Raw genomic sequence first — 25,031 nt, 5'->3', positions numbered from 1 at the left:
TGTCAGACGCGCGGCGTTTCGTCGTCGCGCTGGTCTGTCGTACGAGCGATCGGGATGGGGCCGGGCGGACCGCGATGGACGACGAGCGTTCCGGCAAGCACATCGCCCAGACGCTGACGATTGCGAGTCAGCATGATCATCGTCAGTAGGGTGATGAGCCAGCCGGTTTCTCCCATTGACACCATCAACATGCGGATGACGTTTCGAACGATGATCTGCCGTGCGCTCGCAGCGCCGCCGCTGAGGCTGATGACACGGCAGCCGAAGACTCGCTTGCCGAGTGTAGTGCCCGACGCCAGTTCCCAACCCAGACACCAGAGGCTGTAGACGAGCGTCACGACGAGGTACACTGGAATCGTGCTTCCGAGCGCTTCGGGGTTGTTCTGAAGATACTCGAGGATGAGCGATGGATCAGACGGCAATCCCAGCTCCTGTTGCAGCGATGCCATGACGAAGCTGCCCGCGAACATCGCCGGCATGAAATCAAAAAACGTCGCCGCGACGCGCTTCCAGACCGGAGCGATCGCCAGCCCCTGCGGCAGTACGGCGGGCTGCATCACCTGTTCGCGGCGCATCACCAGGATGGAAGTCATGAGGATGAGGACGACAAACGGGAAGATCATTGATCGCCATGTGGTGGTGGCGGTCCCTGTATCCACTTGCGAGGTCAGCGTCTCGAAGCGCAGCACGGGTGATCCTTCGGCATCCGCCCATGCGAACTGGATCTGGTCGAGATCGCCGACGCGGGCCACCGCGATCCGGCCCATCGCCAGGCCGACACCCGTGGTGAGCGCGTCAACCGTGAGATAGTCCGTTCCTTCGCGCGCGGTTCCGATGGCTGACCATTGGTCATTCGCGCCGAGGGTGTGGAGTTCCAGCTTGACGGACCTTACATCGGGACCGATGCCGGCAATGAAGATGGGGCCATTCGGCGTGCTGCCCGCCCACGCCTGGCGGAGGTCGGGATCACTGGTGACAGTTCTGGGAGCGGACCATTCACCGGCCGAGTGTTCGATGAATCGGACGACATTGTCCGGACCTCGCCAGAACAGAAAGACGCGGTCGGATCGGCCGGCAATCCAGAACTGAATGCGCTGGTCGGATTCGATGGGGACTGCAAGCCTGCGCCAGAATCCGCGCCGCAAGGTGAGCAGGGTGTAGGGCGTCTCGGGCGTTTCCGTATCGCCTTTGTAGGGAGCGAACCATTCAGGCAGCGCGTCCTCCCCGCCTGACGCCGACTTTGTTGCGGGCTGTTCCGCTGCCGGAGCATTTGACTCTCTCGTGATGGGGACAAGCGAGGCTGTCTTGACCACGGCGAGGGTGATCGGCTGTGAATCGTCCCCCGCCCATGCCAGGGGCGGATCATTGGCGACGGCTCGCCAGAGCGCTGCAATTTCCTCAGGTTTGCCTGGCGCGTAGCTGTATATGTTGAAATTCGACGCGAGCACCTTGGCACCATCCGAATCGGTACCCAAGGCGAGAATTTCGCCGTGAAAGGGTTGAAGAAAAATCGAGGAAGTCGGAATGCGATCCTGGGCGCCCGATTGGTTGCTGGTCCACCAGAACCGATATTCCCCCGAAGTATCCCCGGACTTGACGGTGTTTGACGCGACGACCCAGACCTGTTCCTTGCTTCCGGAAACCCACAGGCGGACGGGCTTCCATTCAGACTGCTGGGCTTGAGCCGTCCGGGTTTGTGTACCCGTCATCGTGACGGTCAGAAAAAGAGTAAGAAGCAGCCGACGGCGTAAGTTGGGATGATTAATCATTCTCAGTATCAGAGCGGATTCCCGCCTCGACGCCAAGCGCGATGAGCTGCCGGCGCCGAATTGATGGTTTCTTGAAAAACGAAGATCGCGATTCAGTTTCGGAGCCGGGCAGCCCGTTCCCGGCTTAATTGCAGGCGGCGTCAATTTGTACGATGTTCGAGCGAACGCGGGCCGGCAGTTGGTCGCCTTGCGGTCTGATGAACGCTGAGTTGGAGATTTCGCCGTCCGACTTGCCTGTGACGCCGTTCAGTTTGATCGTGAACTTTCCGCCTTCCTCAGGCCAGAAGATGCTGATGCCGCTCGGCACGACCGGGCCGCCGTTCCAAGTGGGTTTGTAGTCGTCCAGGTAAGCGGTCATCGTCTTGCGTCCACGGTGGTCGAGCGCGGCGATCAGGCGAACCTGATAGGGCGGTCTCCGATCGACGTAGTACTGCCGCGAGACATAAGAATCGCCGCCGACGGACGGCGACGTATAGTTAATAATGTCGTACTGTTTGCCCGCTTCGAGTGTCGGTCCCGACAAGTTGGGATCGCCGGTGGGCAGGCCGCCGATGCCCAGCGCTGCAACCATTTGCTCCGGGCGGAATGAGATGCGCTCCACGCAATCGCGACCGGAGTTACTGTGATGTCCCCACCACATCTGTTGTATCTCCGGCTCGATCCAGGCCCAATACTCTCCATCGTTTGAGCCGACCTGCATCACCGTGTTCCCGCCCAGCCCGTGGCGCATGCTCATGTTGAGCGAGCGCGGATGGCGGAACAGCAGGCTGCCGTCGAAGGAATAGACATGCTCCTTGCCTTTTCGATCGGCGATGCGCGCGGTGACTCGAACGGACTTGGACCACAGGGCCCGATCGAGTCGCGACGCATTTTCCTCGATGGTGCTGACGATTTCGCTGAGATTTCGCGAGGGCTTTTGTCTGCCGCTCTGGCGGACGGGGCCGCCCTCGGGAGGATTGCAAGCGGCTCCGAGAAAGAAAACCATGCCCAGGAGCAAGCCGGCGCATCCGCCGGCACGACCGAGAGTGCGATTGGATGTCGATGTTTGTCGAATGCTGCTCATATCAATGTCCCTTCCGGCGACGGTTCCATTTCCTGATCGCAGGAAAGTCGATCCGTCGCTTCATTGGAGGGCGAGTCATCAACGGGTGCAGTCGATTCTGATTCGATGGCCTCGACGGCGAACCCGTGAAGGATTGAGCCAAGCTCGGCGCTGACAGCTGCGATTTCATCTTCTCGAAGCACCGGATTATGGACCCGATGACTGGTTTTTTCGCGCACGAGCCGCATTTCCCAGATTTCCGTGTCGTTTTCGCGGATTGTGCGTTCGTACTTCAGCAATCTCTTGCGGAGGAGTATGAGTGCCAGCACGAATCGAAATCGTTGCTTTGTCGGGTGGGACGCGTCCGCCAATGCCTTGAAGAAGCTCACGAGCGCGCTGTCATCAACGAGCAGGCGTTTGGGTTGATCTCGCTTTGGCATGCGCGTCTTGTAATAGCACAACGCGCCATCGGGCGGTCCGGTCCACGCATCGAGTGAGTAGTCGCGGCGTTCAAGGCCTGATTCGGTTTCGACCACGACAGTGAAAAATTCCTGCTCTTCGACAAATGCCGCCTGGGTCACGCAGCATTTGCCGGTCGGTCGGGATATCTCGAAATCGCTCATAGATGGTGTTTCTTCGATCAGGGTTAGAGATCGGTCTGGCCTCGCGGAATTCTAGCGTCCCGTGGAGAATTTTCACCTCGACGGTGGCATGGCACCGGTTCGCTTGATCGCGGCGGTGTCCGGAGGCTCCGGCCGCTCGGCGCGACGAACGGCCGCTAGGGGGCCAGGCCCTTCATCTGCAGGATGGAGGGAATCTCGCCAAGTCTTGGGAAGGTGCCGGTTTGGTGTTTGCTGTATATCAGGTCGCCATTGACGACGACATCAAACACACCTTTTGATCCAACGATCGTTTCCGCTCGAAGATTCTCTTTTCCGAACTTCGCCTCCAATTCCGCTACCAGACCGGCAGCTTGCGGAGCGTAGTTTCACATGCCGCAATATGTAATCGTGATGTGAGTCATGTTTCCCTCCAGAATGGAAAAATCCGTTGGCATGAACGCGCGAAGCCCTTGTTGGATGGCGCGCGGGGGTTCGCGACCTGGCGGACCCACAGCTTGGCCACCTTCGCCGAGCGAGGACAATCAGTCGGACCCTTCAGGGCGGCCGGGGCGATCGTCGACGCGTTTCTGAGGTGTTGGCGGAGCGGTTGAACTGGCGAAGCCCTTGATCGAGGGCATGTCTTCGGGTTTTTCATGCGGATGGACCGCGAAGACTTCGACGCGCACCATATCCTCAAATGGAACCGTCACAACGAAGCTCCCCACCTTGTAGGCCTCGTCGGCGGCCATGCACTCAAACGTCAGCGTCTCAGTGGATTGATGCTGGACGATATCCTTGATCTCATAGGAAAATCCATCGCGCAGATAGACGATGGTGCGAGCTTCCAGCTCCTTGAAGAACTTCTTATAGCGGGAGTCCTTCTCGGCCTTTTCCGGCGGCAGATCAGGAAAATGATTGCTCGCGCAGCGACGCTTGGCCTCCTGGAGCCGATCCTGATAGGCGCCGAAGTTCCACCAATCGTAATTGAATACCATGTGCCTTCCTTGAACGCGGCGCGATCCGTCCGCTACGATTCGGGCTCAATTTAGGAAGTCGGGTAGTCCATGTCAAACGAACCTCCGAACTCGCCGGTTTTCCGTTCGAATCGGGTTAAGGCAATTGCGGCCGATTTGGGCTTCGATCGCTGCGGCGTGACGACCGCTTCCCCGATCGGTCGTGCAGATTTCCTTCGTGAATGGCTTTCCCGCGGCTATGCCGGGACGATGGGCTATCTTCATCGGCATGTCGAATCGCGGATTGATGTGCGTTCGTGGCTTCCCTGGGCGCGATCGATCATTGTCGTTGCTTTGAACTATCGTCAGGCGCCGCGCGAGAAACCCATAGACGAGCCGCGCGGCCGCGTGGCGATGTATGCCTGGGGCGAAGATTACCACGATGTCATTCGCGAGAAGCTGGATCGCATGGCGGGGCGGATTCAGGCGGAATTTTTCATCGACGCGCCGGATACGGCTGACTTGGCGATCGCGCCGCGGGTTCAGTCCTGCGTCGACACCTCGGCCATCCTCGAACGCGAGTTGGCGGCGGTGTCGGGCGTCGGCTGGATCGGCAAGAACACGTTGGTGATGCACGAATCGCTCGGGTCTTACTTCTTTCTGGGAGAGTTGATCACTGACCTTGAACTTGCTCCGGACTCGCCTGCGGTCGATCACTGCGGAACATGCACGCGCTGTCTGGAGGCCTGTCCGACTCAGGCCTTTGTCGCTCCGTACGTTATGGATGCGAGCCGATGCATCTCGTATCTGACGATCGAGCACCGGAGTGAGATTGATCCGACCCTCTCGACGAGAACAGGGGATTGGGTGTTCGGATGTGATGTCTGTCAGGACGTCTGCCCGCACAACCGGCATGCGCCTGAGAGTCACGAGCTGCGTTTTCGACCGCCGAGTCAGGAGGCCAGCGTCGATGCGGCGTTTCCCCGGTTATCGGATATCGATTCGTGGGATCGGGCGGCGTATGAGAGGGCGGTCGCGGGCCGAGCGACCGGGCGGGCGCGATTGGACATGTGGAAGCGAAATGCGTCGCTGATTCATAAGCAGCGCGATCCATCAGGATAAATCTGACTCGTTATCGGTCGGTCGCTTGGTGAGCGGGTGACGATCGAGAAGCCTGGTGCAACGCGAATTCAGATTATAACCTTATTGTTGGCAGTTGTTTGTGTGGTTGGAACCTGGATGCGTTCGCCGCTATACTCTTGCAACATTAAGACTTTCTTATCAGCATGCTGTCCACATACTTTGTTGAAATTGGTCAGCCGCTGCTGAATCGAGGGCGATAGAGCGTTGAATGACGGGCATGGGGATGCGGACATCCCCGCACGCAGCGGCAAGGCGGAATCCTTCCGCCCATGCGGCGGTTGCGTGAGAAGCCCCTGGCTTGGGACTCGCCGAAACCGGCGAGTATTAGAATGCTGAACTTCGGAAATGCCCGCGCCGGTCGGACAGCTGACAATCGTCGCAAGCTGGGCAACGGCGCCGGACGTTGGTCGATTCGCCTCCGTTCGGCACTTAGGTGGCCGTTGGCGGTTGCGATCGTATTCTGGCTCTGTGCCACGATCATCATGGTTGTCGGTGACGAGCCGCTGCCATATTCAGTCGGGAAGGTTCTGAAGCAACCGGTTCTGTCGCGTGTCTCGTTCGCGCGGGTGGATGAACTGGCGACCGAAAAGCTCCGGCTGGATTCTCAGCACGCCGTTCCGAATTACTTCCGATTCAACACGTCGCTGGTTGAAGCGATTCTGACTGAGTTTCGAGAGTTGCGAGCGGCGGTGAAAGCCGCCGAGAGCCTTGAATCTTTTCTTGCGCAGCATGCGGCGCGGTGGCCTTTGGATGCGGATTCTTTCGCCGAACTGAAAACGACGGCCGACACCTCGTCGGGTGATCCTTACAAACAGAATCTTGACCGCCTCACCAAGCTGCTGCTTGAAGAAAATCTGATTGAGCGGGACCGGGTGGACCGCGAGATCCGCAGCACGGCTGATTATGTGATACTGGGGGATGGATCGGGCAATTACCGTCAGGTCCCGACGACGAAGCTGACCTATGCAATCAATAAAGAGCAGGTGGATGCCACTTCGGAGCGGATCGCCGGTCGTGTGTTCTACGGCGTTCGCCGCGTGCAGCCGATTTTTCGATTGATTGTCGCTCGAACGATTTCGCCGGAAGGCCAGAGCCAGTTCACGCCGGCCTATGTGTTCGATGCGGCGCAGACTCGATTACGAATTGAAGAAGCAGGAAACGTCGAGCCGGTCAAGGTGGTGTACGCCGTCGGCGATCGCCTGCTCCGACCTGACAAGATCACCGAAGAATCGCTTTCGCTCTTGAAGGCCGAGCACGAGGAGTATCTGAAACAGCGCGGGAAGGACCCCATACTTCAGCGACAGTGGCGGAACAGGCGGCTGGGCCTGGCGGGAATAATCTTTCTGGTCACGGTTGGTCTCTCGGCATTCACGATTCGCACGCAGCCTCGAATCGCTGAAAAGCTGCCGCGCGCGGTCGGATTGGGCGCGCTTCTGCTCGGCGTGATGTTCGCCGAGCGGTTTATACTGATTCGCGTTGCGGATTCGCCGATCTGGTGCGTACTTCCCGTTGCAATGACCGCGGGCGTACTGGCCATCGCCTATTCGCAGCTTTTCGCATTGGGGGTTGCCGGGGCGCTGGCGCTGATCACGTCATTGATGCTGGGCACGCCGTACGGCATGATGGTTGTTCTGATCTCCGTCATCGTCGTGACGATACTGATGCTCCGCGAAATCCGTACCCGGATGAAGATGCTGGAAGTCGGCGCGGCGGCGTCCGTGTCCGCGTATCTGAGTACGTTTCTGGTGTATTTGAATGACGGCGAGGTGAACTTCTTCGGTGATCCGCTCTATGCCGCCATCGCCGCCATGGCCGGGCTGAGCATGGTGCAGGTTCTCTTGCCGCTGATTGAGCGGGCTTTCAAAGTGACGACGAGCCAGACGTTGCTGGAGTGGGCCGACACCAGCCGGCCGCTGCTGCGGCAGTTGATTGAGAAGGCGCCGGGGACGTGGCAGCACAGCCATTTGCTGGGCAGCATGGCGGAATCGGCCGCGGAGGAGATCGGCGCGAACGGGCTTCTGGTTCGGGTCGGTGCGTATTACCACGATATCGGGAAGACCTGCAAACCAAACTATTTCGTGGAGAATCAGGAGGCGCGGATCAACGCGCATCAGGGCCTTGCGCCGACGATGAGTCTGCTCGTGATTCTCGCGCATGTGAAGGACGGGATCGCGCTGGCCCGCGAGCATGGGCTGCCGCCCGTGTTGCACCCATTCATTGCGGAGCATCACGGCACCACGCTTGTCAAGTATTTCCATCACATGGCGACGCAGGAGGCGAAGGCGTCGGGCATCCGCGGCCGGGAGATCAGTGATACGGAGTTCCGCTATCCCGGTCCCAAGCCGCGATCGCGAGAGACTGCGATACTCATGCTCTGCGACGGAGTCGAAGGCGCTGTGCGGTCTTTGCAGGAACCGACGCCGGGCCGAATCGAGGCCGTGGTGCATGACATTGCCATGGCACGCCTGATGGATGGACAGTTTGACGACTGTGAGATCACCTTGAAGGAACTCGCCAAGGTCGAACAGAGCCTTGTTCGCAGCCTTCGCGCCATTCACCATGGGCGCATTGCCTATCCAAAACAGTCGGATTCCAACGACGCACCGCAGGTTCGCACCGCATGAGCGCCAGACGGCGAACTTCACCGGCCCGGGCCGGATCCACGCAGCCTCGCGAACCAGCCGATCTGATCGTGACCGTTATGAACGCGCCGAAGGGTCTGCTTGGCGATATTCGCGATGCGGCCGTTGCCACATTGACGTCTCAGCGATACGCGCGCGGCCGGGTTCACATTACGATTATCGGTGACGCCGAGATGAAACGGCAGCACTTTCGCTGGATGAATGACGGCACGACGACGGACGTGCTCACCTTCGATCTGCGCGACGAGCCGATCGGACGCCGCGTGGACGGCGAGATTCTCGTCTGTCTGCCGGAGGCGCGCCGAGCGGCGCGCGAACATGGCGGCGACTGGCGGGCCGAGCTGCTTCTTTATGTCGTGCATGGTTGTCTGCACCTGTGCGGTCATGACGACCATTCGGCGGCGGAGTACAAGCGAATGCACGCGGCGGAAGACCGGATTCTGGCAAAGCTTGGCTGGGGCGCCGTCTTCTCGTCGGGTGAGACCGGCCGGCGACCTTCGAAGCGCCGCGGCGGCCGGCGTGAGGGAGCGAAATGAACATCGCCGTGGTGGAACTGGATGCCCGCTGCGGCTCGCGCACCGCGATGCTCCAGGGCGCGTTGACGTCAATCGATATTGCGGCGGAACTGGATCCCGCACCGGATTTGATCGTGCTGCCGGCGTTTGCGGACCTCGATCGTGTGCGCGCGGGGAATTCGGAGCACATCGAGCGAATCATCGGCCAGACGTCCGCCGCCATCGGACAGCGCGGCCGTAGTTGGGGGGTTTTTGTTTCATTTGGAATGGCGGCGCGTGAAGGCGACCGGATAATCGCTGCAACGATCCTGCTGGATTCCGATGGTGACATGATTGCTGCACACCGAAGTGCGATCGACGCGGCTGCGACCGGTTTGAAGGACGTGCCCGCTTGCCAGATGACTGACACAATTTTCGGACGAATCGCATTGATGGGGGACGCCGGAATTGATCGATTGGCAGCGTGGGAGAACGCCGCCAGAGGTGGGGCCGGGCTTGTGATCGCGACATTCGGCGCGAAGGCCGTCATGAATCCGAAGCGAGCGGCGGCACTGGGCGTCACATTGAAGCGTCTGGGCATGCCCTTTGCGTGCGCCGGATTGGTGGAACATCCCGGCGGCAGTCGCGACGCGACCGAAATCGATCGTGCGTCGATGATCTTCGATGCGAGTGGAGAACCGATTGATCGACCGGTTCGTCATTCGTCTTCGGTTCGAACCGCGTCGATCCGTTTTCGAGTTGCTGAATCGGCGGCATCCCCGGATGTGGAATGAGAATCTGACTTGTTAATTGCCTTGCTGGCCATTTTGTTGACGGCGTTATCGATATTCTTCGGGACGGCGGTCGCGTCGGTTCGCGGTGCGTCGCGCACGAAGCTCTCGGATGTGATGGACTGCGCCGAAAGCGATAAGATCATTGATCGGTTCTTTCGGCTGCGCCGTCAATACACGCGATCAGTGCTGATTCTGCAGCAGGCCGTGCACGTGGCTTTCGCGATTTTGCTGGTGAATTCCACTTCGGACATCAACCCGCCGGCGGCGCGCTGGGTCATGGTGGCGGTGTCGGGCGCAGCCTGGATCCTCTGTTTCGGCGTCGGCGTGCCGGTCGGATGGGCGCACTACACCGGCGACAGATTCCTATGTGCGGTGATTCGGCCGCTCGACTTTCTACGGCGATTCATGCGGCCGATTCTATCCATGGTGAATGTTGTCGACGAGATCATTCGCCGGCTGTCTGGGGCGCCGAAGGATGCCGTGGATCGCAATCAGCAGATTGAACTGGAGATCATGGATGCCGTGACCCAGGGCGAAGTGAGCGGCATGATGAATCCGGCGGAGAAGGAGATCATCAAATCGGCGCTGTCGCTCGATGAGAAGTCAGTGGGCGAGGTCATGACGCCTCGGACGGACATCGTCGGGGTCGATGTCTCGGCCGGATTCGCGGAGGTTCGCGAGAAACTGCTGAGCGAGGGGCATTCCCGCATACCGGTCTACGAAGAGTCACTCGATCATGTAATCGGCATGCTCTATGCGAAGGATATGCTGCAGATTACGGACTCCCTTGCTTTTGAAATTCGCCGGACAATGCGAACGGTCATGTTCGTTCCGGAAACGAAGGACCTGTCCTCACTTCTCCGGGAGTTTCAGATCAATCGGGTGCATATTGCGATCGTGCTGGACGAATATGGCGGGACCGCCGGACTTGTGACGCTCGAGGACATCATGGAGGAATTGATCGGCGACATCGCCGACGAACACGAGGAACCGCCCTCGCCGCCGATTTCCCGAATCGACGAACGCACCGTCGATGTCGAAGCGCGGGTTCGCGTCGAGGACCTTAACGAATCGCTCGAAATCGAACTGCCCGTTGATGATTCGTATGACACGATTGCTGGTTATATTTTCAGTAAGCTGGGCCGGATTCCGGCCATCGGCGATGTGGCCGACGAGGGCGACGTGCGAATAGAAGTGCTTGCAGCGTGCGATCGAAGCATCGAAAAAGTCCGTGTCCACCTGCCCGAACCGTCGGCTGTCGGCGAATGACGTCGGAGCGGAATTCAGGACCTGCGAGAAAACGGGATTGAGCCTTCAGAAAGACATGGCGATTGTGTTGAGGCGGCTGGATTACAGCGAGACCTCGCAGGTCATCGCCGTCTTCACCCGTGAACACGGACAAGAGCGGCTCATCGCCAAGGGCATCAAGCGCGGCACCAGATCGCGCGTGGCCGTGGGTGTCGATCTGCTTGAGCTGGGCCAACTCGTTTACTCGTCCAATCCGAACAAGGCCGAGGTTCTCGGGGTTCTGACGGAATGGCGGCAGATTGATTCGTTTCCGCATCTTCGCGGCGATCTGGCACGGCTTTATGCAGCGCAGTATGCGGCTGAGGTGACTTCCCAACTAACGGAAGTCCACGACGCGCATTCGGTGCTTTTTGATGGGTTGGTCGAATTGATGAGGCGCTTCGCGGGCCATGATCCGCTTGCGTCACTCATCGAGTTCCTGCTCGTACTGCTTCGTGAGGTCGGACTTCGTCCACAATGGCTCCGTTGCACCAACTGCGGGCGAGAGGTCTTGGGCGATTCGATGATCTACTTCAGTTCGCGACAGGGCGGTGTCATCTGCCGCGATTGCGAACCGGCGATGGTCGAGAAGCGACGAATCGACGCCTTGTCGCTTCGACAACTTCTCGTGATTGAGGCGTCCGATGAGACCGGCGGCGGGCGTTCGCAACCGGTCGCTCGTGCTGATCTGATGCAGGCGTTTGATCTGCTGGATTATCACCTGCGTGAGATTATGTCCCGGCCGGCGAAATTGTCCGGTCCATTCCGCGCCGCTATCGGTATGAAGCCCCAGTGACTGTCCGATTATGTTGGGGCGCCGGAGCAAGGCCGCACGGCCCGCAGAAGGTCCGAAAAGCACAATACGCTCGTGAGCGCCGCGCCTCGGTCCGGAGTCCGACCGGGTCGGGCCGGATGCCCTTTTGGGGGCGAATTAAGACGCATGTCGCGCGGTTTGGGTCACTAAGTTCAATTAATAGAGGAAGATACTCATCGGCCTGCACAAGCTGTCCGATCTTTGAGGCAGGTTTTGGGGATGGCACTTTGGGCATGGAACTGAGGCAAGCGGTTCGTGCATTCGCACATCGATACATCCATCGCGTCGATTCTTTCTCATGCACTGTCAGTCGATGCGTCGCCGGTGGCGCTCGTCGTCGACGATGACGAGTCGATACGCGCGGTCTGCCGTCAGTTGCTCGAAGCGCAAGGATGGCTGGTTCATGAAGTATCTGACGGGCACGCCGCCGTCGATTGTTTTGAGGACTTCAAGCCTGACGTAGTGCTTGTTGACTTGAACATGCCGGGGCTCGACGGGCTTCAGACCACGAGCCGATTGCGTTCGACGCCCGCCAGCGAGGATGTTCCGATCATCATGCTGACGGGCGATGCCGACGCGCCGATCGTTCTGGAAGGGCTCGAAGCCGGCGCCGACGGGTATATCGAGAAGCCGATTCGCGAGAGAGAGTTTAATCTTCGGCTCCGATCACTGACACGGCTTCGTCGAGCGTGGAGGGCCATGCAGGAAGGCCGGGCTTTGTTGGGAGAACAAACCCGCTCGTTGAGCCTGCTGCTCGACTTCAGCATGGCGCTCTCACACAAGGAGGATCTGCACTCGATTCTCCAGAAGACAATCGAAGTCAGCGCGGAGATGACGACGTGTCAGCGGGTTTCGATCATGCTGCCGGATCAGAACGAGGAGCATCTTATCATCGCCGCTGCGATGGGAATCCCGGACCAGGTTGTTAAGAACGTACGGATGGAGATCGGTCGATCAATCGCCGGTCGAGTCTTTGCGTCGGGTCAGCCGGTGCTGATCAACAGTCAGCAGGACGCGGCGGCGACACTTGATCCGGGGGATGTACGGATCTTCGAAGGGCTGCCGATGTTGTCGACGCCGATGCGGGCATCTGAGAAGATCGTCGGAGTCTTGAATCTCACGGCCCGTATCGGTACTCGTCCGTTCGATGTCTCCGAACAGGGCTTCATTAATCTATTGACCAACTATGCGGCGACCGCGATACAGAGTAACCGCTCCCGCAAGGCGCGCGATGAGGCAAGAGATTCAATCGTCGTGGCGCTTGCGAAACTGGCGGAACATCGGGATGACGACACCGGGACGCATCTCGATCGCGTGACGCGCTATTGCATGCGCATCGCGAAGGAACTGAAGAACAGCCCGGTTCATGCCTCAATGATCGACGCCGAGTTCATGCACAATCTGGAGCGGGCGGCGCCGTTGCATGACATCGGCAAGGTCGCGATTCCCGACGCAATCCTGCTCAAACCCGGCAAACTCAACATGGAGGAAATCGCCGTCATGCGCACGCATACGCGCGTTGGCGCCGAGACGCTGCGATCTCTGCGGGAGCGGTCACCCGATTCCAGCTTTCTCAAGATGGCCGAGGAAATCGCGGAGAATCACCACGAATGGTTTAATGGCAGCGGCTATCCGAGCGGCAAGCGGGGTAATGAGATTCCGCTTGCGGCGCGCATCGTTTCGATTGCGGATGTGTATGACGCCCTCACAACCAAGCGCGTCTACAAGGACGCGATGTCTCACAGAAAAGCGCTGGAGATCATCGTCAGTGAGTCCGGCAGCCATTTCGACCCGGACCTCATCAAGGCTTTCCTGAAGGTAGAGGTTGAGTTCGAACTTCTCGCGAAAGAACTTGCCGACGCAACCGATTCCGACCCATTGCCGATCGAGCAGCAGCGGCTTCGGCAGTATCGTGAACGCGCGGGAATCTCCTCGATGCACGGTGGGGCCACGGTCGCACTCACTTCACCAGCTTGATGATGTCCTTGAATCGCGGGTGATCGCATCGCTCAATCCACTCGAAAATGATCGACTCGGTGCTTGTCACGGCCGCACCGGCTGATGCCATTCGATTGAGCGCGATCGTGGCATCACGCAGCCGTCGTGATCCGCACGCGTCGGCTGCGATAAAGGTTGCATAGTCCACGCGGAGCAGGTCCAGGGCGGTTTGCTGAATGCAGACGTGAGTCTCCATGCCCGCCAGAATCACATGTTCGCGACCAGACTGTTGAAGTGCCAGGCGAAACGTCTCGTCCCGCCAGCAACTGCATGTGTTCTTGATGATCGGATCCCGGCGGGCGCCCGCCGTTGCAAGGGTGGACCGCAGCCCGTCATCCGTTTCGCCGAGGCCGGCTGGATACTGCTCGGTGCATAGGATCGGTATCTCCAGAATGGCGGCGGCCCGAACCAACTTTTCGATTCGAGCGATGATCTCCTCGGGCGGATCGCTGTTGATGGCGGCGGTCATCTTCTTCTGCACGTCGATCACAACGAGGACGGAGGATGACGCTTCGATGGACCGTGCGTCGGACTGGAACATGTCGGCGGCTCCTTTGGGGTGCATTCCCGTAGTCGGGGGCTGGTCCTGCGGCCGTACTCTAGGGTCGGTATTCCCATGTGAAAAGTGCCGCCGGTGAGGCCGCGGCAGTGGCCGATCGGTCGGGCACGGCGAGGCTGGGCTGTTCCGGGTTGCCTTTTGGGGTTTGGAACCGGGCCGCTGGAAATTTTTGTAAAACCGGCGAATTTGATTTGACCTCTTTTGGGTGCGGGGAACAATGAGATAGGACTTTTGCCGGGCGTTCCGGGTCGAAATCGTGGATTTCGCGCCTCGAATACCTCTCCTGTGCGGCACTTGACGGTTTCCGCCCGTTGAGAATCGCAGCCGCAGCTCGGTTGTCCACCTCGCTTTTTCATGCGTGCGGGTGATTGCGCGCTGGCCGTGCCGGCGCGACAGCACCCGGTTTTTCGGCGTTGGCGAAGGATTGCGTCGGGCAGGGCCCGGTTCGCGCGGCCGATCCGTCCGTGTGCCGACTGTCTGTGCGATTGCCTCGCGTGTGGCGTGGAGAGTTCGATGATGCAGCCTGGGAATGGAAACGGCAGAAATCAAGGAACGAAGAGCAAGTCGACGCGGCTGAGCTACAAATTTCAACGACTTCGCGAACAGATTCGATCGGCCGTAGTGAACGGCCAATTTCACGATCGTCTTCCGGGCGAGCGTGAACTGGGGCGGATGTTCGAGGCCAATGCGAAGACAATAAACAAAGCGTTGTGCGATTTGACAAGCGAGGGCCTTCTTGTTCGACAGATTGGACGTGGGACATTTGTTGCACCACATCATGGTGGCGAGCGTGCCCGTCGACTGATGCGATTGACGTGTTTCATGCCCGAGCCGGGCGCGGAGACCTATTTGCAGAAGCGAATTTTTGACGCTGTCCAGAAAGACGCTGTGGTCGAGGGACATCGCATCGAGCGCGCTACCTACGATGAGACCGGGGCTGTGCAACTGCGCGATTGGACGACCGCCATGCGGCGATGCTCCGAGGGCATTCTCTGCATTCCGGGTTCGCCTCTGTCCGGTCAGTCGGGTCATATCAGCGAGGGTCTGATGCTGGAAGCGCATCGGCGGCGCGTGCAGATTGTCGTGCTGGGCGCGTGCGCCTCCGAATCGAAGCTCAACGCCGTGGTGCCTGATTTCGTCGATGCGGGATTCCGGCTCTGCGAGCATCTTTATCGTCTCGGCTGCGATACAGTCGTGGCTGTTCACGGGTTCTGCGGCCGGGAGGTCGAGGCGGTGATTAATGGCTGCCGGACCGCGGCAGGTCGCTACAGCGGAAGCTTCAAGACCTGTCCTCTCCGTTCGATGGAAGCCGGCGTCGCGACTGACATGTGCATCGACACCTGCTATAGCGAGGCGGCCGCCGCGCGGGATCGCGGCACGGTCGGGCCGACTGTCGGCATTGTGCTGATCGGATTGGAAGCTTTGCGGTTTGCTCGAGCCAATGAACGGCTGATGAAACGGTGGAGGTCGGGCGAAATCGCACTGACGACCGTGCTCGACCCGGGTGACACATTGGCGGCCGACATGGAAATGACCGCGTATGAAATCCCGACCGACCGCATCGCCGCATGGGGAATCAAGCTGATCGGCGAGGTGACATCGGGGCAGCGGCCGGTCGAGGTGTTGATTCCGGGGGTACTGAAGGTTCGCAATAGCATTTCGCCTGAGGCGCCCCATGCCGGATCGCCTCGTGCGACGGCGGCTAATGGCGGTGGCACGGGGATCGGGGAATCTCAATCACCGCGGGCGGGTGGAATCGAGGTGGCGATCTAGCGCTGGCGGTTCCACCAGATATCAGATTGAATTGATGCGAAGCCGGTTCATGATGGGGCTCATGAGCCGGCTTCCTTCATTTCGTCGCGCGGAGAAGGGGAGGTGGCACGACGTCATTTGGCGGACTGCTCCCGCGTCCGACAGACGGCGAAAGGGATCGGGCGTCGATCCTCGCCGATGGCGACATAGACCATTTCGGCGCTGGTCACGTGTTCGGTCTGGCAGGGCGGTTCGAATCGTTCAGCCTCGACGGTGACTCGTAAGCGAGCCGACGACGTGCCCATGTGAATTACCTCCGCGTAGAAGCTGAGCAGGTCGCCGACGTAGACCGGATGCTTGAATTCCACGCGGTCCATCGCAACCGTCACGATTCGCGAACAGCCGAGCTTTCGCGCTTCGATCGCGCCGGCCTGGTCGAGGTAGCTGAGTATCACGCCGCCGAAGATGGTGCCGTGGGCATTGGTGTCGCGCGGCATCATCATCACGCGAATGGCGGGATCACGCTTTGAGCCGGGTCGATCGGAATCCGAAGCCATCATCGGGCTTGCTCCTGGGTCGCTTTGAAGTATCGCGCGTGCGCAAGAAATGCGGCCGGCGCCGGTGGAAGTCTCGAGCATTCTAGTCCGGATACCGTGTTATTCCCATGTCCTGGAGAACTCGCAGATCGTGATCCAGCGGGTTACAATCTTTCGCGCTGTCTGAGAATCGATCGAGTGGCGATTCTCAAGACTCCTCAGTCTTCGGTAATTTGGCTTGAGCAGAGGTTGGTATGAAGTTTCCGAACTTTCGTCTCTACGACACCCAGGCAAAATTCGCGACGATGCTGGGCGTACTCGGGATTGTCGGGGCCTGCGGACTGGCTTTTCTGGTGTTCAAGGGATTCAAGGCCGACGAGATGACGATCTATTACAACGCGGACGCCGGACTTGGCAAGTGGCGGCCCTGGATGGTGCGGGCAGCGGCGGGAACGTGCATTCTGGTCGGCATACTCGCGGGAATTATGGGCTTCAACAGTCTGGGCCAGAAGCGGAATTCCAAACAGAATCTGTCATGGCTCGGTCTGCTTTCCGGGGCGATCTCGTTTTCGGCGGGAGCCGTGCTGCTATTCGCATGGAGTAAGCTCGCCGAAACCGTCATCACGGGCTGACCCGCCTGTGTTTCCATGCTTGGGATGCCGTCAGCATTCGGACATTCGCGGAAGGATCCATCGGCCGCCGCGTTAGAACCATTCATGGCTCAGATTATCAATCTCGTACTGCCCGGACTCGGGCTGGTCTTGTTGCGCAAGGAATGGCTGGGTGCGGCCGTCGCGATGCTGTTTGCGATTTGCGTAAACATCACCATTGCCGGATTTGTTATCGCTCCCGACGCAATTCCAGTTTGGCTTAGCGGGGTGGCCGGCGGGCTCGGATGTGTGGTCTGGGCGTTTTCTCAGGCCGCATGCCGCAAGCAATTGCGGTGTCTGCGAGAGCAGAGAGTGCGAATCGAAACGCTTCTGGCGGATGCGGCCGCCGCTCGTCAGCACGGCGATTCCGAAGCCGCGCGGACCGCGATGGAGGCGGCTCGGGCCATCGCTGCGGAAATTTCGGCGGAATTACCGAAGAACTGAATCAGCGCGAAGCGGCGCGCACCTGGTTAATCTGCCTGAGGACGGGGCTCAGCGAGAAGTTGCGGCCTGGGCACTCCGTCTTGTGAGTGACGCCGCCGTGCGTCACGATCCGCCCCTGCGGGATGTTGCATTGGCCTGAGAGAAAGGTGATCAATCGGGCCAGTGAGTCGATCTGCTTTGCCGTGGGACGGCTCGTCTGAAAATCGCCGATCAGGCAGATGCCGATGCCATGTTCGTTGTACTGATTGTCGGGCGTTTTGCAGTGCGCGCCGTGCATCTGTTTTTTCCAGCGATTCCCGACGTAAATCGCCCCATCGCCGTAGGCCACACCGTTGCCGATCACGAAGTGGTAACCGAGCTCGTCCCAGCCGCGCCCGCGCATGTGCCAGTCTCGCATTTTTTCAGGTGTGTCGCGATTGTTGGCGGAATGGTGGACGACGATGTACTTCCAGCGATTGACGATTCCGTTCTTCGGCATCCACGCGGCTTCGCCGGTCGCGGGGGGTGGCGGGGGTATGACATTCTTCGGCGGAGGCGGAGCCAGCGGTTCGACCCGTCCGGGCCTTGAGCCGGCATAGGGCGGAATCTGGGCGATCGTTGTTTCCGGAGTGGCGCAACCGGGCGCAGCGAAACCGGCGCAGCCCGCCAGACTGATCAATATATGGAAGCGTACGCTTTTTCCCGCGAGGTGCCGCACGACGCGCTCCTGTCGATAGCGGATTGATCTGACCCCGACACTGGATCGGTCGTCAGGGTAACATCGGCTCGCCTCATCCGGCAAGTGAGCATTTTCCTCGACACGGCTCAGCGATCCGCGATCCAGTTCTGTATGTAGTTTCGGCTGTCTGGAACACCAGCCGCATCCGAGAAGACTCGGATGGCCGTGGGAAAATCGCCGCCCGCCGCGGCCAGCGCGTCCGCGAAAATCCCAAGCCCAGATTGATATCGGACACCCGAAAGGATGGTTGCGTTGTTGACTGTGAGCGTTCGCAGACCTTCCCATCGTGTCGGATCGTTCAGTCGTGGTTCGAACTCCGTTGCATACTGAGCAGATGAGGCCGCAAAAACCTCTTCACGTCCCGCGATGATCGTCGCTCGGTCGTCGTTTCGGGTCGCGGCTGCATCGTAGTAGGCTTTTGCATCGTCATAGAGGCTGACGACGAAACCGTCGATGACGCTCTTGTCGGCAAACCGCAATGCTGCCGCGACCGCTTCGGCGGAATTTTCGCCGAACTGCGTGTCGAAGTATCGCTGGGCCGCGGCCCGCCCCACAAACGTCGCCAGTGATTCGTTGAAGTCCGCGTCCCCGGGTTTGTAAATGGTCGAATGCAGCATCTCGTGAAGGATCAGTTCCGCCAGCTCGATTTCGTCCTGCGCAAGATTTGACTGCCGCACCGGGTCTGGCAGGATACCCAGCGTCGAGAATCCGCCGGCCGCGCCGAGCTGCACATCGTAATCGAGGTCTTGCAGCCTTCTGGCTTCGGTTCTGGCCATTTCCAGATCGAAATAGCCTTTGTAAGGCGCGTTGCCGACGAATGGAAACGACCATTCGTATGCGGCCAGCCGGTCCTTCGCAGATGCTGTGATTACATACGCCGCGGGTGTGGTTCCGTTCGGATCAAAAACGGTATACGCGTCGGTTTCCGCCAATCCGATCACGTCAATGCCGAATCGGCGCACATTCTTAACCAGGACCAGCCGATCACGCTCGGTCTGCGTAAGGGAGGGATCACCGATCGCATCATTGATGGGTTGCAGCCTGGCCGCGGACTCGATCTGACCGAAGACGAGGTGTGCGTAGTAATCGACTTCGCAGCCCGTCGCCGCGGCAACGCAGACAGTCAGCGAAATGAGGTAGCCGATTCGAACGCGCGGGCGGTGGAGGTTTCGCATGAGTCCCAACTTGTACGACGTCGCGAGGCGGGCGGCAGACTGGGTCATTCTAGCCGATCGCCGGGCTTGCGGTGAATCAGCACGGATTTCGCGCGGCCGTTTCGATTGGAGACAACGCGACAGAACGCGCCTAACTGCGCCGCGAAATGCTCCAAAAGCGCGATGACAAGCGTCCATTGCTCGCCGATGATCCTCGCTCGGCCGAAGCGAAACACGATGAGCTTGGGCGATTCCGCATCGCAGCAGCGCCCCAGCAGGGCGATGAGCCCGGCCAGTTCCTCGGGGCTGACGGTGGGCCCGGCGGGCTGAATCCGGCAGCAGCCTTGTGGCCAGAAAGAAATACGCCAACGTGCAAGCAGGTACTCGGTTTCGCCGCTTGCTGTGAGGTCATCACAGGTCGACGGACCTGGCGGCCTGGCTGGTTGCCGATTGGGCATTTCGTATCACTCAAATAAGCGAGGAGATGCCGAGATTCTCGGTGGGAGGATTGAATCTCCGTGGGTGATTTGTCGCAATCATCATGCCCGCGCGACAGGCGAGCACGAGTCGGTCGGACGAGAGTCTGGCGTAACATAGCTGTCTGCCTAATTTTAGGTGAAAAAGGGGTGTTCCGCCGATCGTGGCATCCCATTCGTCTTGGCGCGTGAAGTGGGCAGTATCGCTCAGGTGTTAATTGCACAGGCGGGGTAGAGCAGGCCGAAGGCAGGCTGCGACCGGGGGGTGTATTCCAAGACGTTATTGCGCGGGTTGTGTCGCAGAAGCTTCGCCGGTCGTCTCTTCGGGTGGCGGCAACGGCTCGATTTTCAACTTGGCGCAGAGGTGCTCGTACATGTCTCTTGGCATGACCCCGCCCAGAACATGGGCCACCTCGGTCACCAGTTGCTCGAAGGCAGTCGGCGGCGGGATTAATCGCTTCGATGCGGCGTTCGCGCGATACCGGTCGAATATCTGGCGGGCGCGAGTCAGATAGCGAACGGCCTGCTCGTCTTCGTCATAGGCGTAGTTCTGCAGGCCGCGGTTAATCAGGTTCTGCACGCGGCGGATGGTGACGCGGTAGTCGCCCAGCTCCTTGTCGGGAATCATCTGCTGCGCGAGAAATGCATCATATCCGCCGGCATACATGGGATCGGGGAAGGAGTTGTTCAGGAACTTGAGCATCTCCCGCCCTTCAGCATCTTTGCCGGCTTCGTGATAGGCAAGGATTGACGCTCGCATGAACCCTACAAAGCCGGTACGGAAATTCTCTGAGACGACCTGATCCTCTCGCTCCATATCTTTATATTGCTCGGAGTCGTTGAGAAAGGCCTTGAAAAGCGACGGAATCACGCGGATATCCGGCTCCAGAAGCGGCACTTCGCCCTTGTCGGCGTTGGGACTCATGGTGAGCCGGCCGCGGTGGAACATTTTCTGGAGGCAGTAGAACTCGATTCGGTTCGTGTTCAACTTATGGATATCGAGCGCTTCGCGTTTGTCGACGCCCATTTCAAGGCCGAGGTTTGCCCAGTAAAGGGCATGGCTTTCGGCGAGACGGAAATCGAGTGTGACGCCGAATGCGTTCTGTAGTTCGATAATGCGCTGAGGATCAAGCTTGACTTCATTGCGCAGCAGGTAGCTTCGCCAGAACCGCTCCATCCTGGTCCTGGCTTCGGAATAGGCCGGGTCGTTCCATATTTTCAGAAACGCCTGCCGACGGTTTTCCTGTTCGTATTCCGGCACGTTGGATATCTGCAGCCGGTTGTCGCGGACGGTCTTGATCAGGCCGAGATAGACACGGGGAACCGAGCAATCGAAACCGAACGGCTTGATCGCATCGGCGAAGGCTTTGACTTCCGGTTCCTTGTACAGCTCGTCGTACTGTCTGGGGGCTTCGGCGAGCGACTTGTAATCGTAGTCCCGGTAAAAGTCGCCCTGAACCCGGCCGGGGATGACAAAGCCCGGCGGCGGATCGCCGAGGATGTCCTGCATCTGCTTGGCGAATTCGTTCTTGTAGTAGAAATGCCAGTCGTCCATGAAATCGCCGACTTTGTGGAAGAGAATCCACGCCAGTTCGCGATAGAGCATGGTGTTGTTTGGATTGAGTGGGATGCCCTTGTCGCGCAGTAGCTCGTATCCGTTGCGAACCCAGCGCCAACGCTCTTCAGGCGATTTGAGCGTGACGGAGATGTTGTAGGACATGTTCCACGCCTGGAATGCCCAGACCGCCCCGAACTTCGGCTGCAATTCGCAAATGCGCTGCGAGAGCTGCAAAGCGTCAAAGAATCGGCCCTCCTCCTTCAGCTTAGTCGCGCGGAGCCAGAGAATATCGACGTAGGGCGCGCGGCCAAACGCCATGAGCGGCGTCGCTACCATGGAGGAGCCCATCTCACTGGGCATGGGAGGCAGTACGAGATGATACTCCTTTCGCATGGAGTTGAGCGACTCCAGGCGGGTGGTCGCGACGAACCAGACCGCAAGACCCAGCAGGAAGGCCAGCCATCTTTTCGTTGAAGGGTGCATCTCGCGTTCTTAGCTCTCTGTATGACTCGTTCTGAATCTTGAACCCGCGGATTCCAGTTTCCGTATTCGGCGGAAACCGCTTGCACCGAGGCACTACACGACGATGGCAGCCAGTTCGCGCCGCCGGAAAATCAGCACGGCGATTAGCAGAGTCGCGCCGGTTTTCGATAGCAGGTAGCGCCAGGCATCCGACCACAGGTTGTGCCAGCCGATCGCACGACCGTCCATTAGGCTGTCCGTCACCGAAATGTCACCGATTGAAAGCAGCCAACCGATGGAGTTCACAGCAATGCGGCGAATCTGCACATCAACTCCGGCGTCTTCCGGCACATAGTCTTCAGTGATCGCCATTGATTCGCGAATAAAGCCCATCGATGCGGAGATCAGGAAGAGGCAGAGGACAAAAAGCGCGCCGACAGGAAAACTGAGAAATGTGGATGCGCACACACCGAAGGCCGTCAGGCATGCCAGCGGAATCAGGATGGCCGCACACGCCGCGGCCATGTTGGATTCGAAGCTGCCGATGACGTAAAGCACCTCGATGGCGTCCTTCATGACGTCGAAGACCACATCGACTCGGCGGGGGTCGATATTGGCAAACTCAAGGCGGATCGTGCCGTCGGGCTCGACTGCATCGACGGGGAATTCCATCTCCTGAACGGTTCGAGCCGGGACGGCATCAACATTTTCGTAGTAAGTCGACTTAAGCGGATTGCCGACGCCCCAGATGCAGAGCAGCGTATCCTCTTCGATCTTGAAACCCATCGTGGGATGATCGATGGCTTCGAGTGTCTGCGGGACGTGCATCTTGTAGCGCACGCTCATGATGAGCTTGCGATCCTCCGGTGGCGGCGGCCCTTTGAGCGACCACGCCCGCGTCCCGAGCGGACCAATCGTTGTGTAGCTGCTGTACATCTGGCGATCGAGCTCTTCGCGAATCTCACGATCGGACATGTGCGACGGCAAAGTGCCTTCTTCCGCCATCTGGGCCAATCGTTTTTCGACTTCGGCGCGAATCTGCTCTTCAGGAATTGTAGGCTTGATCGATGCGCGGGACGTCAGGACCTGGCGACGTAGCTCGTCAAATCGGCGAAGGTCGGCGCGAGTGCTCTCGGGCAATCGGATCAGCGTATCGACGAGCTTCTCCCTGGAGAGACCGGTCGCACTGGACATGGCCGCGATGATCGGGCTCTCCTCGCCCTGCTTGCCGACTCCGGTTACGTGATCGAGCGCAACGACGGCGGCTTCGGCCTGCTGGGGCGTGAACGACGCGAAGGTGACCAGTTCCTGTCGCAGATTGGATTTGAATTGTGACACGATGGCGATTGTTCCGACGTAAGCTGTCACGCCGACATAAACAAGGAGCACGATGTCCAAAAACATCACGCCGGAGAACTTGCCAATGAGAATCTGCCAGCGCGGTACGGGCTTCGACGCGATTCCGAATATCTGACGGTCGGCGATCTCCTTCGAGAGCGACCGGCATGCAAACAGGATCGACAGCAGCGAAAGCACAAACGAGCTGATGCCGATCGTGTAGGTCATGAACATCTGCACGCGGCCTTTAACCGTGCCGTCGCCTTCCGCGTTCAGATAGCACCATATGGGAATCGCGAGAATGACCAGCATGAAGCCGGATGCGATGCGGGTCCGCATGCCTTCGGCGATCGTGGTGCGAGCGATGGCGGTGATGATTTGTCGAGCGCCGGCCACCTGCCAGCCGCCCATTTCGCCGGCTTGCCGGCTGAATGCGACGCGGAGCACATAGATCAGCGTGGCCACGCCGATCAGTCCGCCGAAGCCGATCAAAATCAGGGAAAAGTTCTCGATGCTCACAATGCGTTCGCCGGGGTCAGAATGTCTGGATGCTATCGGGCACGCGCGCCTGTCGCCGCCTAATCCTCTTGCCCGCCGCCTTGAATCAGTCGGTTGATGACGTCCTTGTTCGGTTTCCGGGATGCGATCGGCGACTCAGTCGGCTCGGCCGCTTTCTGCGGCTCGGCGGGTTCATCGGATCGCCGGGTCAATCGATCCAGCACTTCGCCTTTCGGCGCGGTCCGGGCCGCGACCGCATCGGCGGCGATTGCCTGGTCACGATCGGCAGCGGGGCTGACGACCTGTCTGCCGGCGTCGATCAGCGATGCCACGAGTTCGACACCACCGCTCTTCTCGCCGGCGAGGAATTCCGAGACGCCGACCGTCGATTCCGCGCCGCTGGTCTGAAGCTGGTCGCGCTGGGCTCGGCCGACCACGCGCAGGAACAAATCCTCCAGGCGGTCCGTCGGCTGAGTCTCGGAGACGATTTCTCCGCCCGCGCGGGAGATTGCCTCTCGGATCTGCTTGATCGCCGACGGCTGGTTCTGAATGCCGCGTGCGGTGATCTGGGTTTCGTCCTTGTGCGTGAGCAGTTCGCCGATGGTGCCGAGTTCCATTCGCCTGCCGCCGTACATGATCGCGATGCGGTCGCACACATCTTCCACGTCGGCGAGCAGGTGGCTGCAGAGCAGCACGGTCTTGCCGCGCTCCCCTAGAATTCGGATCACGTCTTTGATTTGTCGCGTTCCGATGGGGTCGAGGCCGGTCGTCGGCTCGTCGAGGATGAGGAAATCAGGGTCGTTCACCAGAGCCTGGGCCAATCCGATGCGGCGAGCCATGCCCTTCGAATAGGTGCCGACGGGGCGACTCGCGGCGCGCTTGAGACCGATCATTTCAATCAATTGTTCGGTTCGCCGTCGGCGTTCGTGTCGATCGAGTTTGAACAGGCGACCGTAGTAGTCGAGCGTTTCCCGGGCGTTGAGAAATCGATAGAGGTATGACTCTTCCGGCATGAAGCCGACGCGCGATTTGATCGCCGTATCGGTCGGGACGCGACCAAAGACCCGGGCCGATCCGGAAGTGGGGTACAGCAGCCCCAGCAGCAGCTTGATGGTTGTGGACTTGCCTGACCCGTTAGGGCCAAGCAATCCAAAGATCTCACCGGGGTTGATCTCCAGATCGAGAGCGTCGACCGCTCGGACGCGGTCTCTCCCCCAGAAATCCTGGAAGGTTTTGGTCAGTGCGATGCACTCAACGACTTTCATGGCCGTCCATTCAGTTGGGATCGCGCGGCGCGTGCCGCCGATTTGCGACTGATGCCGAGCGCGGAACGTGGCCGTTTGGCCAT

At 59.6% G+C, this 25,031-nt stretch carries 23 protein-coding genes; 10 read left to right on the top strand and 13 right to left on the bottom strand.

Annotation, left to right across the window (positions count from 1 at the left end; translation table 11 throughout):
• Positions 1–2: 2 nt before the first annotated feature.
• From KF841_04325 to KF841_04305, 5 genes are all read right to left on the bottom strand, one after another.
• Entirely contained in the window at positions 3–1,769 is a 1,767-nt protein-coding gene (locus tag KF841_04325) for an RDD family protein (GenBank protein ID MBX3394576.1), read from the bottom strand.
• 124 nt (positions 1,770–1,893) lie between these two features.
• Complete coding sequence (locus KF841_04320) at positions 1,894–2,832, bottom strand: hypothetical protein (protein MBX3394575.1); 939 nt, start codon at positions 2,830–2,832, stop codon at positions 1,894–1,896.
• The gene (locus KF841_04315) at positions 2,829–3,434 is read right to left on the bottom strand and encodes a hypothetical protein (GenBank protein ID MBX3394574.1); all 606 of its coding nucleotides are present in this window, start codon (positions 3,432–3,434) and stop codon (positions 2,829–2,831) included. Before KF841_04315 ends, KF841_04320 begins: the two co-directional genes overlap by 4 nt.
• A gap of 155 nt (positions 3,435–3,589) precedes the next feature.
• Positions 3,590–3,763: an Rdx family protein gene (locus KF841_04310; GenBank protein MBX3394573.1), complete on the bottom strand. Its 174-nt coding sequence runs from the start codon at positions 3,761–3,763 to the stop codon at positions 3,590–3,592.
• A gap of 192 nt (positions 3,764–3,955) precedes the next feature.
• Positions 3,956–4,408, bottom strand: coding sequence for a hypothetical protein (locus KF841_04305; protein ID MBX3394572.1), 453 nt, complete (start codon positions 4,406–4,408; stop codon positions 3,956–3,958).
• Between the two features lie 69 nt (positions 4,409–4,477).
• Here KF841_04305 and queG point away from each other — a divergent pair, with 69 nt between their 5' ends.
• The 7 genes from queG (at position 4,478) to KF841_04270 (ending at position 13,517) form a co-directional block, all read left to right on the top strand.
• Positions 4,478–5,488: a tRNA epoxyqueuosine(34) reductase QueG gene (gene queG / locus KF841_04300; protein MBX3394571.1), complete on the top strand. Its 1,011-nt coding sequence runs from the start codon at positions 4,478–4,480 to the stop codon at positions 5,486–5,488.
• Positions 5,489–5,838: 350 nt separating this feature from the next.
• Positions 5,839–8,133 carry an HDIG domain-containing protein gene (locus KF841_04295; protein ID MBX3394570.1) on the top strand — a complete coding sequence of 765 codons (2,295 nt, stop codon included), beginning with the start codon at positions 5,839–5,841 and terminating at the stop codon, positions 8,131–8,133.
• Positions 8,130–8,687, top strand: a complete 558-nt coding sequence (gene ybeY, locus KF841_04290) for an rRNA maturation RNase YbeY (protein ID MBX3394569.1) — start codon at positions 8,130–8,132, stop codon at positions 8,685–8,687. The genes KF841_04295 and ybeY overlap by 4 nt, the downstream gene beginning before the upstream one ends.
• Positions 8,684–9,439, top strand: coding sequence for a hypothetical protein (locus KF841_04285; GenBank protein ID MBX3394568.1), 756 nt, complete (start codon positions 8,684–8,686; stop codon positions 9,437–9,439). The genes ybeY and KF841_04285 overlap by 4 nt, the downstream gene beginning before the upstream one ends.
• Before the next feature lie 9 nt (positions 9,440–9,448).
• Entirely contained in the window at positions 9,449–10,708 is a 1,260-nt protein-coding gene (locus KF841_04280) for an HlyC/CorC family transporter (protein ID MBX3394567.1), read from the top strand.
• 37 nt (positions 10,709–10,745) lie between these two features.
• Positions 10,746–11,522: a DNA repair protein RecO gene (recO, locus tag KF841_04275; GenBank protein MBX3394566.1), complete on the top strand. Its 777-nt coding sequence runs from the start codon at positions 10,746–10,748 to the stop codon at positions 11,520–11,522.
• Positions 11,523–11,795: 273 nt separating this feature from the next.
• Positions 11,796–13,517 (top strand): response regulator, encoded by a 1,722-nt coding sequence (locus tag KF841_04270; GenBank protein MBX3394565.1) that lies wholly within the window; start codon positions 11,796–11,798, stop codon positions 13,515–13,517.
• Here the strand turns inward: KF841_04270 and KF841_04265 are convergent.
• Complete coding sequence (locus tag KF841_04265) at positions 13,501–14,079, bottom strand: isochorismatase family protein (protein ID MBX3394564.1); 579 nt, start codon at positions 14,077–14,079, stop codon at positions 13,501–13,503. The two genes, KF841_04270 and KF841_04265, sit on opposite strands and share 17 nt — an antisense overlap.
• A 531-nt stretch (positions 14,080–14,610) precedes the next feature.
• On the opposite strand from KF841_04265, the gene KF841_04260 reads away from it, so the two are divergent.
• On the top strand, positions 14,611–15,870 hold the full coding sequence (locus KF841_04260) for a GntR family transcriptional regulator (protein MBX3394563.1): 1,260 nt from the start codon (positions 14,611–14,613) through the stop codon (positions 15,868–15,870).
• Between the two features lie 113 nt (positions 15,871–15,983).
• Here KF841_04260 and KF841_04255 read toward each other — a convergent pair whose 3' ends face one another.
• Entirely contained in the window at positions 15,984–16,406 is a 423-nt protein-coding gene (locus KF841_04255) for an acyl-CoA thioesterase (protein ID MBX3394562.1), read from the bottom strand.
• A 233-nt stretch (positions 16,407–16,639) separates the two neighbouring features.
• Here KF841_04255 and KF841_04250 point away from each other — a divergent pair, with 233 nt between their 5' ends.
• Both KF841_04250 and KF841_04245 read left to right on the top strand, forming a co-directional pair.
• A complete protein-coding gene (locus KF841_04250) occupies positions 16,640–17,017 on the top strand; it encodes a hypothetical protein (protein ID MBX3394561.1) in 378 nt (125 codons plus the stop codon).
• 84 nt (positions 17,018–17,101) lie between these two features.
• Complete coding sequence (locus KF841_04245; GenBank protein MBX3394560.1) at positions 17,102–17,479, top strand: hypothetical protein; 378 nt, start codon at positions 17,102–17,104, stop codon at positions 17,477–17,479.
• Between the two features lies 1 nt (position 17,480).
• On the opposite strand, the gene KF841_04240 is transcribed toward KF841_04245, so the two are convergent.
• The 6 genes from KF841_04240 to KF841_04215 form a co-directional block, all read right to left on the bottom strand.
• A complete protein-coding gene (locus tag KF841_04240; protein MBX3394559.1) occupies positions 17,481–18,176 on the bottom strand; it encodes an N-acetylmuramoyl-L-alanine amidase in 696 nt (231 codons plus the stop codon).
• A gap of 107 nt (positions 18,177–18,283) precedes the next feature.
• A complete protein-coding gene (locus KF841_04235) occupies positions 18,284–19,420 on the bottom strand; it encodes an aminopeptidase (GenBank protein MBX3394558.1) in 1,137 nt (378 codons plus the stop codon).
• Positions 19,417–19,809, bottom strand: a complete 393-nt coding sequence (locus KF841_04230) for a hypothetical protein (protein MBX3394557.1) — start codon at positions 19,807–19,809, stop codon at positions 19,417–19,419. The genes KF841_04235 and KF841_04230 overlap by 4 nt, the downstream gene beginning before the upstream one ends.
• A gap of 298 nt (positions 19,810–20,107) precedes the next feature.
• Entirely contained in the window at positions 20,108–21,868 is a 1,761-nt protein-coding gene (locus KF841_04225; protein MBX3394556.1) for a hypothetical protein, read from the bottom strand.
• Between the two features lie 93 nt (positions 21,869–21,961).
• Entirely contained in the window at positions 21,962–23,704 is a 1,743-nt protein-coding gene (locus KF841_04220; GenBank protein MBX3394555.1) for an ABC transporter permease subunit, read from the bottom strand.
• Between the two features lie 59 nt (positions 23,705–23,763).
• Positions 23,764–24,948, bottom strand: coding sequence for an ABC transporter ATP-binding protein (locus KF841_04215; protein ID MBX3394554.1), 1,185 nt, complete (start codon positions 24,946–24,948; stop codon positions 23,764–23,766).
• Positions 24,949–25,031 lie beyond the last annotated feature (83 nt).

Source organism: Phycisphaerae bacterium (assembly GCA_019636475.1).
Taxonomy (GTDB): domain Bacteria; phylum Planctomycetota; class Phycisphaerae; order UBA1845; family UTPLA1; genus JADJRI01.
This window is presented reverse-complemented; position numbering and strand designations above follow the sequence as displayed.